Origin of the sequence: Bradyrhizobium paxllaeri (assembly GCF_001693515.2) — a bacterium.
GTDB classification, from domain to species: Bacteria; Pseudomonadota; Alphaproteobacteria; order Rhizobiales; family Xanthobacteraceae; genus Bradyrhizobium; species Bradyrhizobium paxllaeri.
Genome location: NZ_CP042968.1, coordinates 5257845 through 5270600 on the forward strand (window position 1 = coordinate 5257845; position 12756 = coordinate 5270600).

Below are 12756 nucleotides of genomic sequence, written 5' to 3' on the forward strand. Positions count from 1 at the left end.
ACAAACGGATGCTTCTGCCGAAGCCCGTGAGCAACAGCCACCAGGTGCAGTTTTGACGTTCAGTACAGGGTGCGCCGGCATTCGGATGAAAGTCACCAGGTGCGGGCGCTTGGCACGACCATCACTTACGATAGCTGGTTCGTGAGAAGGACTGGCGGATACCCGGCTCAATCTCGATTATTCCGAGGTCGATGCGCATTTCTCGCAATGATGCGATACTCGCTCAACTGACTGAGGAAGCACGTTGAATAGGAGCATTTTCTGGTTTCGCCCCGTTTGTTGAAGAAAGACCTTGTTGAGCTACTTCTATGCGTCAGACAATATCTGATTCAGACACACACTCATTGCAGAGAAATTCGATCGAAGCATGTTCAGCCCGGATCGTGCTTGATCAATTCGGCCGCGTGAAGAGCGGCTGGATCAAATCGGTCAAAGGGTTTGAGAAGCGACTGATGAGCTTTGGATCAGAAATCCGATCGATCCATGGCGAATGATCGTCGAATTTTGTCGTGGCTGATGAACGTGTTTCGATAATTGTTGACCTGGATCGTGATCTTCTACTCCGCGCTGTCGACCCGTCGGATGCGGACCCATTAGCTAGAACGAAAGCGGAGTCTCATAGCGATGAGTGCTCGGAGCCTCGCGGTTAAGCTGTGATACGAGATGTTAGCCCAAGATGTTTTTCGATTGCGGCAGTGAGTTCGATACCCTCACCCGGGCGGTCGGAAACAAGGCCGGCTATTCCAAGAAGATCGACCATCTGCTTCAACGCGTCGGCTTGATTGACACACCTCTCCGGAAGCTGCGAACGTCAGACTGTTCGGGCTGAAACGCCTCAACTAGAACCGGCACGGCGCTCGCAGGGTCGCTGTTGCCACATGCGAAGACATCAGCGGCCGCGTAGGACCTCTCAGGCCAAGTATGTAAGGTAATGTGCGATTCAGCCAACAAGGCGATTGCGGAGACGCCATGACCCGGACAAAACTTGTGAACGTGAAGGTGGAGTAATGTCGCTCTCGCGGCACGGGTGGCTTTTCGGATTGCGTCTTCTGCAATGGCCGCATCGTCGAGGTTCTTCGCTCCCCATAGCTCGATGAGCATATGCGTCGCACCGGTGGACACAGCCGGTGGGGTTTCCTTCTCGTTATCATTAGTCATTAAGAACTCCATTGAATTATCGGCCCAGTAAGCTGAGCTATTCGGGATTTAGGTGACGAGGTGATCAGGCGCTTGGTTTGCCGGCGCTTGGATGCCCTCAAATGCCGTCGCTGAATCTGACAACTGCGACGACCTTCGGCGACTGATTTATGCCGTTGAGCCGCCGCCAAGTCCTTGATGCGGCGATCACCAGCTTGAACACCATCGGCCTGGCGGTGGTTAGCGACAAGGAGCCCTTCGTCCGCACCGTCCTGTATCGCCCCGTGGCGAACAAGCTCTCGATGAGATTGGTGGTGGAGCGCAAGTGATCCCAATGTTCGGCAAGAAAATCGTAGAAGGCCAGTAGTGCGTCGCGATCCTTGACCAGGCATTCGATCGCCCGGCCGTACTTGGCCCAATACTTCTCGGGGAAGACGTCGATCGCCGCTTCGGCGGACGCTCGGTTCGCGCCCAACAGACCTCGCGCAAATCCTTCTTCATAGTGGCCTGCGCAGAGAGTGGACCTTGTCCAGGACGTTCACAGTCTTGTGCATCCAGCATCGCTGGTGGCGTGTGCCGGGAAAGACCTCGTCGAGCGCCTTGTGGAAGTCGAGCGCGCCGTCGCCGACATTGGCCACACTCGTTGTTATTGATGACGTCGCCTTGATTGTTTTGCCAAGCCACGCCTCGCTTGAGGTAGGCCAGCGTGTGGCCATGCGCGCCAAAAGCGTAACCGAGGCGACCGGCCGCGGGGACAAGACGTTTGGACTTGCCTTGCAGTTTGCGCTCCGCACAATGCCGGAGATCGCGAGGCAGGTATTTGTGCTGTTGGAGACAGCACCGCTGGGATCGGGTTTGACGCCAAATACCCAGCTATTCTTCTGCCAGTTGCAGCCGATCTGGCCGCCTTCTAGGAACTCAGGAGCATCGAGGAAGCCGCCATAGACTGACGGACCGTAGGGATTACTGAAGAATTTTTGGCCGTTACCAAAGTCGACGTGCCCGCCGATATATCCTCCGGACCAGCTCCACAGGGCCGGTGGCAGTTGTACTGCTGGCTCAAGGTGCGCCGAATTGGCTGCACCGCTTGCGATCAGCGCAATCGTTGTCGCTCCCCAAAAACGAACTCCAGATCGCATCAAACACTCCGCGGCGCTTTCCCGATCCACAACCGAGCGCCTTCAAGCTGGCATCGGTGATGGCACCGCGACTGAAGCAAGCACCGTGCCGCTTGGAAATTGAGGGGCCTCCAGTTACTTCGTACCGGGTCCATGCGTCAGGTTATGGACAATGGTCTTGAAGCTGACAATCGCGCTGTAGCATCCGACACTATGCTGCGCAGCAGGAAACCGCCCTTCTCGCCGCAGGAGTAGAAGGACATTCTTGTTCGCCTGGACAGGCTTTCGATCTAACCTATCGAAGCTCACGCGAAACCGTGAAAGCCGATGGATATCACCGACAAGCGGAGCCGGCCTGGACGCGGGACCCGTCTACCCGCACAGGGAGCGCACCGGCTAGGCCGCGCCTTATCGAAGTTCGGCTGGTTGGGAAGACTCATCACGAGCGATCAATCACGCAACGCCACGCGCAGGAAAGGCTCATCATCCGCGTCTTCCAGCTTACCACGAATACCCGCGTGATAATAACAGTCCGGCTCCGGCTTCGCCGTACTGGTGAGTGGCTTTGCCGCAACACTATTCTGCTTCTGCGCTAGGAAAACGAGTTGCCGAGCATGCGTCTCGTGGAGACTAAGCGAAGGCGCCATCCGCAATACAATTCCGGTTCGCAAAGCCGTATCGGTACACCCTTTCTGGTGGACTGGACGTCGCCTGCCGTTCACAGCAAACCTTTCTGAGCGCGTTTCGTTTGCGCCAAGGTGAACGACTGCGAACATCAACAGACCAAGGACCTGGCGGTGATGGTTCTGCACGCCCGCGCCTCGGCACGCCGCCCATAGCTATCTGATTATGGCCAAGAGCGCCAAAACGCTTGAGCGCGCAACGACTGCCCTTGCGTCTATGCGAACAACGCCGGCCTCGTGGAAAACGGTAACACGTCCCTGTGTTGGCTCTTGCACAATCGATGTTACCGCTTGGTCACCGCGGGCGACCTGTAGCCCGGCGAGCGCCAAGTCCCCGCTTTCATGAGGAGCGCACCAAATGATTGTGCAGGCGCCTACAAATGAAAGAATTCACAAGCCGGAACGCGTCTCTGTACGCGTCTCTGTGCGCGCTTGGTTGAGGGTGCCATGCAGACTATCTCGTGTCCACTACAAGATCTGGTAGATGCCAACGCCAACTTGAGACCCTAGCGTCCAGCCGTGTTCCCCTGCCCGATCATAGAGGAAAAGTGTGAACGAAGGACGCGAAGCTAAGAAGCAGGCAAACCGGCACACTATGACTGGCAGAACCAGGGTGGCTACGCATTACACACGCTCGATTGGTGTTCTGATTTAAGGGTCGCTGAAGGCGACGAATGGCGGGACGCGTATGCCTACGGAAAATCGATCAAGCAGAAATCAGCTTGTGGAACTGCAACCGATCGACGCGATCACCGCAATCGATCGCCTCGCTAGATCGGATCCGGAAAGGGTTGCGCTGAGGTACGGCGCAGACAAACTTACCTACAAAGCGCTGCGACTAAGATCGGATGCCCTCGCAAAGACGTTACGAGAGCGGGGCGCTCACGGCTTAGTCGTTGGCTATTGGGGTGAGCGGGACCTCGACTGGGCGACGGCGGTAGTCGCAATATTGAAAGCTGGATCAACGTACCTGCCGCTCGATCCATCGTTACCGGCTTCGCGAACATCATTCATGATCGAGCAGAGTCGCTGCGCGCTGATTATGGGCCCAGATCAGCTGGATTCGCTCAGCAAATTGCAGGCGAGCAGCAAAGGCACGACGCAATTCATAGCGATAGAGGCGGCGCTGCGCGAGGGCCAGACTTCGCCTGTTGGGCCACCATCGTGCGAGGATGGTCTCGCCTACATCCTGTTTACGTCGGGTTCGACGGGCCAGCCTAAGGGCGCAATGATCGAACGCGCAGCCCTAAACAATCATTTGGTGGCAAAGATTGATGCCCTAACCCTCACTCGGACGGATTGCATCGCGCAGACGGCATCGCACTGCTTTGACATCTCGCTGTGGCAGCTTCTGGCAGGGCTTTGCGTCGGAGCCTCGATCGCGATCATTGATGATGCGACACTGAAATCGCCAGTATCCCTTCTCAAAGCAATTCAGGGATACGGCGTGACCGTTGTTCAATTCGTTCCGTCGATGCTTGCAATATTTGTTGAATATCTGCAGTCGCTTGCGGCGGCTGAGCGAGCTCTGGACAGTTTGCGGATTATTTCAACGGTCGGAGAACATCTAACACCCGGACTGGCGCGTGCGTGGCTGGCCTTATATCCCCGGGTCCCCATTCTCAACCACTACGGGCCGACCGAGTGCGCGGATGGCGTTACGCATCATCTGGTTTCCGCAGCGCCTGCACTGGCTGACTCCTATGTGCCGATCGGCAAACAGATTTCTAACCTTATGGTTTATGTCGCCGACGGACCGAGGCTGTGCAACACGGGAGAGGTCGGCGAAATCTGTGTTAGCGGCGTTGGTGTGGCCGCTGGTTACGTCAATGATGATGTTCGCACCAAGGATGCCTTTGGGCCAAACCCGTTCTCAAACAACTCGTTGTTCCAGCGCCTATACAGGACAGGTGATCTCGGGCTTGTTCGTTCCGATGGTCTTTTGGAATGTCTTGGTCGACGCGACCGTCAGGTCAAAATCCGCGGGCACAGAATTGAGCTGGGAGAAATCGAGGCCCGCCTCGCCGCTCATCATTTGGTACGTGGCGCTGTCGCGGTTGCGTCCGTCTGCGCAGGCGTAAAGCTTATGGCGAGAGATATAACCAGGGCCGAGGGGGAAACTGGATCAAGACGACTCATCGCGTATGTGTCAGCTCCGGCTGAAGCAACGGAAGGCGAGCTTCAGAACTTTCTTGCCGAAGCGCTTCCCACCTACATGCTCCCAGAAAGGATCATCCACCTCGCCAGTATTCCACTGACCAGAAACGGAAAGGTCGATTTTGGAGCATTGCCGGACCCGAACAGTATTCGCCCTCTATTGGCGACGCCATTCGAGGAGCCGAAAACAGAGCTCGAAGCCCAGCTGCGTCAAATTTGGTGCGGCGTTCTGCGTATTGATAACATTGGCGTGAATGACCAGTTCATGAGTCTCGGCGGAGACTCCCTGCGGGCAATGCTCATATTGGGCCAGTTGCAGACCAAGCTCGGAGTGAGAGCGGATTTCAGGCTGGTCCTGAATGGAACGATCCGGTCTCTTGCGGCTTCGATCTCGGCCCGAGCCAACTCCAAACCGTTCGCAGCCCCGACGCACGGAAAGCTTACGCGATCGCCTCTGACGCGAGTTCAGGAGCACCTATGGTTTCTCTCGCAACTCGATCCGTCTGCCAGGAACTACATCATTCAAGGCGGCCTGCGGGTAAGGGGCATGATCGATTTGGCGGCGTTCAATCGTGCCTGGACTGATGTCGTTCATTCCCATCAGGCACTTTCGGCACGCTTTATCGACGAGGACGGTCCGGTTCAGCTTTTTGATGCTCCGCAAGACGCAAGTCTTGAATTGGCTGATGCATCTCATCTCACGGCGCAGGAAGCTGAGGAGCTGATTGCAGAGTTACGGCGAACAGAGCTGAACGGCAGCTTTGACCTAAGCCAAGGCCATTTGTTTCGCGCGCGCATGATCCGTATTGGCCCTGACAACCATCTCATACTGATCACCGCTCATGAAATTGTCATCGATGCCTGGTCGATCTCTGTTCTACTCAGGGACCTTCGCCAAAGGTACGTAGATGCCGAGGCTTTTTTGCCGGAAAACCGCACCTCACTCTCGACCTACGCGGTCTGGGAAACACGACACGTTACTGCAGAGGCGCTGGTCAACCAACGTAGCTATTGGCGTCGTCAGATTGGCAATGATCCGCCGGTGCTTTCGCTTGGAACGGGACTAGCGCGGCCGCAGACAAATTCTTACCGCGGCGCTTCGCATGCGGTTCTGCTTGGCAGCCAGCTCTCCAATCAAGTACGCGAGTTTGCGCGCCGAAATAGGTGCACCACGTCGACAACGCTCCTCGCCTGCTTCAAGCTGCTGCTGCGGGCGTATAGCGGTCAGGACGATATTATCGTTGGCATACCGCACGTCGTACGGGATCAACCTGGCAGCGCCGAAATTGTTGGCTTTTTCCTGAATATGCTGCCAATCCGCACCGCGATCAATGTCGGCGAGTCCTTTGCGGTTCATGCTTTGCGCATCCAGGGCCTGGTCAGCGATGCCATCGCGAATTCGGCCTATCCGTTCGGCTGGATGGTAAGGGATACCCGGCTATATCGCGAAGCGGGACAATCACCGATCTTCCAGGTCATGTTCAACATGTACTCCGAGGCCCCGGAGCCACTTGGCCAACATGAGTTGGATCTCACATTCCGCGAATATGAGACCGGCTATGTTAAGTTCGATCTGACCTTGTATGCACAAGATCAGGGCGATGAAATTGCCCTCCAGCTCGCGTATGCGGAGGACATATTTTCCAGCGATCTGATTATCCGCATCGCCGACAATCTGCGCTGTCTAATTGCAGCCTGCGTTGAGAAGCCGCTTGCGCCCATTAAAGATCTGAACTGCCTCAGCGCGTCAGACGTCACCATGCTCGATTCGCTGAATAGCTCGGCGCAGCCATATGAGACTGAATGTCCGCTTATCGAAGCGTTTGAGCAAATCAGCGTCTCAAATCCCAGCCAGGTGGCATATTTTGGTGATTTCGGTGAGATCACATTCGACCAGCTGCGTGAGCGCGTAACAGCTATCAGGTCAGTACTGCGTGCTTCTGACGTGGGGGCTGGCGATATTGTCGCCATGCTGGTCGACCGGTCGCCTGACGTGGCCGCTGTTATTCTTGCGGCACGAGCCTTACAATCCATTGTTGTCGCTATATCGCCGGATTATCCGCGTGATCGGATCGAACATATCTTGCGAGATAGTCAGGCAAAGCTTTTGGTTCACGCAAATACCTCGGATCTTGGTTTTGACGTGCCGTCGATTTGTCTATTGACCCTTGAAGGGTGCGGCGCGCCCGCGCACGATCTTAAGTGCAGCGACAAATCATCAGACCGGGGAATTGCGAGCCTTATATACACATCGTCCTCAACCGGGAAGGCGAAGGGGGTTCTTATACCGGAATCGGCAATTCTCAACCGACTGAACTGGATGTGGCGACGCTTTCCCTTCGACCGTACCGACGTGATGGTTGTCCAGAAGTCCGCATCACTTGTTGCGTCGGCATGGGAGTACTTTGGGGGGCTTCTGAGAGGTGTGCCCGCGCTGATCTTGACCCAAGAGCAGTTGCTGGACCCAGATTTGTTGTTGTGCACGTTGGCGAGACGTCGCGTGACACACTTATTTGCCTCGCCGCCACTCCTATCCGGCCTCATTGCTTCCCAAGAACGGCACGCGCGACCGACCGCCTTGCGGTTGGTCACAAGCAGCGCCGAACCGATGCCTCCCTCGCTCCCGGTTCGCTGGCGTGCGTATTTCCCGGACGTGCCGTTGTGGAACTTCTATGGTGCTACGGAATGCGCATCCAATGCAGCGGTCTATGAAACATCGCATGCCTACGACGGCTCGCCGCTCGTCCCCATTGGGCGCCCAATCGACAACGTCAAACTCTACGTGCTCGATGCACAGTTGAAGAGAGTCCCTGTCGGTGCCACCGGTGAACTCTGCATCGCGGGACGCTGCGTGAGCGCTGGGTACTGGCGGGATCAAGATCGGACCAACCGCTGTTTCGTGCCGAATCCGCATGATGACGGCCAATACAGCGTTCTTTATCGTAGTGGCGATATCGCACGCATCTCAACCAGCGGCCTTCTCGAGATTTACGGCCGATCGGACAACCAGGTCAAAGTACGGGGCTTTCGCATCGAGCTGGAGGAGATCGAAACGGCCCTTGAGTCTCATCCGGCAATCGCAAAAGCGGCGGTCGTCGCAGAAGGCGCGGATGACCATCGTCGCTTGGCTGCTACCTTGGTTCCGGCTCGCGATGGTCTAAGCTCTGGAGATATTGTCACTCACCTGCGCCATATACTGCCGTCCTACATGATTCCCGCCGCCTTCCGTTTGGTTGATACTATCCCCCTTACGGCGAGCGGAAAGATAGATCGTGCTCGCCTGTCGTCATTTCCTTACCGCGAGGTCGGGCCTGTTCCATCTGCTGAGCCACGCACGAGGAAGGAGCGCATTCTTGCTGGAATCTGGCAAGATCTATTACGCGCCAAGTGGGTCGGAATCGATCAGAGCTTCTTTGATATCGGCGGAGACTCTCTTCTAAGCGTGCGCTGCGTCACGCTGGCGCGCAAAGCCGGACTGAATCTTAGTGTCGACCAAATCTATCGAACACCGACCATCAGGGAATTGGCGGCAGACGGAGCGGCGGTTACACTCCATACCTTCCCTTCCGCGGATGCCTCATTGCCAGTTATCCCGGCAATCGCATCTTGGAACCGTCTTGTCGGCTTCGATGAGCATTTCAACATCGGCGATCTGTTCTTCTTGCCCAGCGGCATTCTGAATATCCGAATCCTGGAGCGAGCCCTTGCCTGTGTCATGGATAGGCACGAAGGCCTCAGACTCCGTGTTGCCCGAACCGACGATGGTTTACGTCTGACAATCGGACCTTCCGTGGCCGAACGCCTCGTGGAGGAGATCGATCTTGTCGGAATGGCCGGCCTACAGCAGCGTAAGGCAATCGAGAGCGTCTCAGCAAGACGTCAACATATGTTTCGGTTTGACGGCCATACGCCTCTTGTTAACGTCACGGTGTTCCGCACATCGGAAAGCGGCGATTACTATCTGCTGGTCCTGATGCATCATTTTGTAGCGGACGGGATAGGCTATCGACTGTTTCTGGAAGCGTTGGATGCGGCGTACAACGCCCTTGCCTCAGGTCACACCGTGAGTGGTCCTGAGAACATACAAATGCTCTCTCCATGGTTGAAGCGCCTTGAACGCTACGCAGCCAGCGAAGCGCCAGCCGAACTCAAATTCTGGGAGAGGATTGACTACCATCAGTTCATTTTTCACGTCAGCGACACTTCCTCGGGCGGCGCGAGCTTTTCGAATCTGACCGCGAGAGAGCTTCACTCTGCACGCCTTGAAGGTCGCATCGAGGACGCCAAGTTCCGATCCCTTTGGGAAGATCAGGCAAAGTACCATTTTGAGATTGATAAAAAAGCGACATCTGATCTCCTCAACATCACAGCCGGATCGGCGGATTGTCAGGACGTTGATGTGTTTCTTGCTGCCATATCTGGCGCCTTTGGACGCGTTTTCGGGAACTATTCGCTCTGGATTGATAGCCTTATCTCAACCCGAGGTCCGCTTTTTAACGATTTCGATCCATCTCAGATCATCGGCTTTATCAGCGAGCTCGTTCCGCTTCCCTTGAGTCTCACCGGAAGGGAGCCCCGTCTCGATCGTGCTCGTTCAATATACCGACAGCGTAATGTTCTGCCGCGCAGGGGAATAGGCTTTCGGGCCATGAAGTTCCTAAACCGAGATCCAGCCGTGCGGAGCCGGATCGATCGCCTGCCCCTACCCAGAATTGGATTGAATTATCGAGCGGGTTTGCAGCGCCATTTTCCACGCCGTCTCTTAGCCAACGAACCTTCTCCAATCTGGATCGGCAACGACATGGATGAAGCGGCCGCGATTCACCTTTTCTGGTTCGATGTCGGATATCAAGCCGGGCATCTCCAGATCGAAACGAGGTATAATCCAGCCGAGGTCCGTTATGAGGTGACCCGCAATCTTTGTACGGTGTTGCAACAGGAGCTGTTGCAGACGATCAGCGAATTCGGAAGAGCTCGGCACACTATTATCCATGAATGAGCCGGATGCGGAATTCGCCGTGGAGAGCGATAGCGATATCTTGCCAAATAAAAGGCAGCACATCGATCTCTCGGACTCCAATCTCGTGAGCCTTATCCTGCGGCTCGCCATTCCGTCTGTTGTTGGCTTATCGATCAACGCCTTACAGGAGGTCGTCAACGCAATCTTTGTTGGCGCACTTGGCGCGCAGGCGATCGCAGCTGTCAGCATGACCTTGCCCATCGTGGTCCTGCTCGTGGCAGTCGGACAGGGGATTGGTGTCGGAGCAGCGTCCTTCATATCTCGTCATCTTGGCGCCGGTGAGTACCTGGAGGCGAGTCGAGGCGCAAGTACCGCACTCGCGCTAGCCGTGCCGATTGGCCTCTTCTCTACCGTCGCTCTACTTCTAAATCTGCGAGGGATCTTCGTGACGCTCGGGGCCACTCCAACCATCATGCCCGCTGCGCTCGACTACGCGGCGACGCTTTTGTTCGGGTACACCCTGATGCTTCTAAACATCGTGAACGGCTTCATCGTCAGAGCCGAAGGCAATACACGATTCAGCATGTGGACGATGATTACCGCCTTCATACTCAATGCTGCGCTTGATCCTGTCTTTATATTCTTACTGGACCTCGGTGTGCGAGGCGCAGCCCTCGCAACGCTGGTATCTCAGATCGCTGGTATTAGCCTATATATAGCGTATTTTATGAAGCTTCGCGGAGTAGTCCTCATTAGGATATCTCACATCTCGTTGCGAGCAGATCGCATCAGACAGCTGGCTTTAATAGGGGCGCCGGCGACCATGACCAGTGTTCTATCTGCTATTGCTGTTATGCTTTTGTACGGGGCTGCTGCGCCATTCGGCGACGATTCCATCGCGGCGTTGGGAATAGCTGTGCGAATCTTGACGATCGGCGCACTGCCTATCACCGGCTTCTGTATAGGGTCTCAAGCTGTCCTGGGTTTCGGTTGGGGCGCGCGCGACTTTGCTCGTGTACTGAAGGCTGCGAGGTTCATACTCTCCATGACTGTGGCTCTTTCCGTTGCGTATTCTGCGGCCGTTGTGAGTCTTGCCCGGCCCTTGGTCAGCCTGTTCAGCGATAGCGAAAAGGTCACCGAAATTGCCGTCTCGGCCTGCATCGTCTTCCATCTCTTCTTTGGACTTTTCGGTATTCATAGTTTCGTGACGACAATGCTTCAGTCGTTCGGGAGAGCACGCCTCAGTGCGCTTGTGTCCTTGGCAAGGCACGGCATTCTCTTCATCCCGGCCGTACTGTTATTCCCGGCCATATGGGGCTTCAACGGACTGTTGGCCAGTCAGGCAATCACTGAACTGGGCGCCGGAATGATCGCGCTGTTCGTCATCGTCCACCAGTTCGCCGAGCTCAAACGAGCGCTCCGGGATGCTCAGTCTCGAAGACGGTTCTGGTGAAGACCTCGTCAAAATGCTTCTTATCGAGCTCGCGGACAGGTCATTCGGGCATAATCGAAGACATTGCTGTGAAAGGCCCAGAGCTCGTCTGCAAGCCGTTGCAGCGGCGGCGGCGCGTCCAGATGAGCAGCCGCGGCTGTTTGATCCGATCAGATGGTATCGCCGCAAATTGGGAATTACAACGGCTTGCAGCACCAAAACCCTATGGAATAGTCATCGGCCAACCGGCCTGCCACATCGGCCCCGCCGGCTCTGCGAGCGGGATCAAGCTCGAGGATCGATTTCCCTCAGCGACACCGAGCGTCGGATGCTGCACCAGCTTTCTCAAGCGGGCAGCGAACTGCTCCTGCTCGGCGGAATCGTGGTGACATAGGTTGCGGAAGAAAGATGACCTTGTGCTCGAGTAGCAACCTTTAATCGCAGCAATCGTCGGGTCTGGGCAAATACGTACCGGTGGTGAAAACAGCGCATTAAACCGTTCATTAATCAAAGGAAACATCTCATCCGGGCAGACACAGCGTAGCCGCGAGCTTGTCCTGTTGTCGCGGATATACAACGAACGCAGGTCGCCAGATGCAATAAGACGTCTCGGAGGCCGCCTTACGCACGCGACACCCGCGATCCGCGCATACACGTCAGGTGCCGGCGCCGGCAGTGAGCTTTCAGAAAGTTGTCCATTCGGCCCGAACCGAGGAAACTGACTGTCGTACTGTTTAGGTGGGGAGAGCCGAATGGATACTTGCAAGAATGCGCCTCCAACGCCGAAAAGGGCGAGAGGCAATGGTGCGGAGCGTGAGAAGTCGGCTCTTGCCCTTGGTGGCGGTACATGTGTTTGTCGGCACTCCTCTGAGTTACAAGGCTCCTTTCAAGCGCAGCCATCTGGTTGCGCTGCGCCCAAACAAATCATCGATCGCCGATACCCGATCCGTGACGCCGAGCGCGATCGATGGCGTTGTCCGCGGGGTTTTACGGACGGGGCAAAGGTTGTAGTGGGCGACGTTCAGGCTCACGGTGCGCCGTAGTGATCCAGCTTTTGAGATGGTGAGTCGCTTATTGCTCATGCGGAGCGCAAGGTGCTCCACATAAGAGGCTGCAATCTGCTAACATATCGGCTGCATGGCCGGCTTCGTCGGTACCCGCAATGAGGTCTTGCTGATTGTTTTCTCCAACTGCGCCCTTCGTGGGCCCTTTGTGAACCTGTCATAAGCATGGGCCTCGCGGCCGAGCCGATTCAATGGCCGCAGTCGG

General features: G+C 56.1%; 4 protein-coding genes and 1 pseudogene. 3 read left to right on the forward strand and 2 right to left on the reverse strand.

Annotation, left to right across the window (positions count from 1 at the left end; translation table 11 throughout):
- Nucleotides 1-765: 765 nt before the first annotated feature.
- Both speD and LMTR21_RS25110 read right to left on the reverse strand, forming a co-directional pair.
- Nucleotides 766-1170, reverse strand: coding sequence for an adenosylmethionine decarboxylase (gene speD / locus LMTR21_RS25105; protein WP_347339128.1), 405 nt, complete (start codon nucleotides 1168-1170; stop codon nucleotides 766-768).
- Nucleotides 1171-1206: 36 nt separating this feature from the next.
- Nucleotides 1207-1766: pseudogene (locus LMTR21_RS25110) on the reverse strand (transposase); the annotation flags it as partial.
- Between the two features lie 1860 nt (nucleotides 1767-3626).
- On the opposite strand from LMTR21_RS25110, the gene LMTR21_RS25120 reads away from it, so the two are divergent.
- From LMTR21_RS25120 to LMTR21_RS25130, 3 genes are read left to right on the forward strand one after another with little or no spacing between them, the layout of a single operon-like run.
- Nucleotides 3627-10094 (forward strand): non-ribosomal peptide synthetase, encoded by a 6468-nt coding sequence (locus tag LMTR21_RS25120; RefSeq protein WP_065754929.1) that lies wholly within the window; start codon nucleotides 3627-3629, stop codon nucleotides 10092-10094.
- A complete protein-coding gene (locus LMTR21_RS25125) occupies nucleotides 10087-11508 on the forward strand; it encodes an MATE family efflux transporter (RefSeq protein ID WP_065754930.1) in 1422 nt (473 codons plus the stop codon). Before LMTR21_RS25120 ends, LMTR21_RS25125 begins: the two co-directional genes overlap by 8 nt.
- Nucleotides 11480-11881 (forward strand): hypothetical protein, encoded by a 402-nt coding sequence (locus LMTR21_RS25130; RefSeq protein ID WP_141688480.1) that lies wholly within the window; start codon nucleotides 11480-11482, stop codon nucleotides 11879-11881. Before LMTR21_RS25125 ends, LMTR21_RS25130 begins: the two co-directional genes overlap by 29 nt.
- Nucleotides 11882-12756 lie beyond the last annotated feature (875 nt).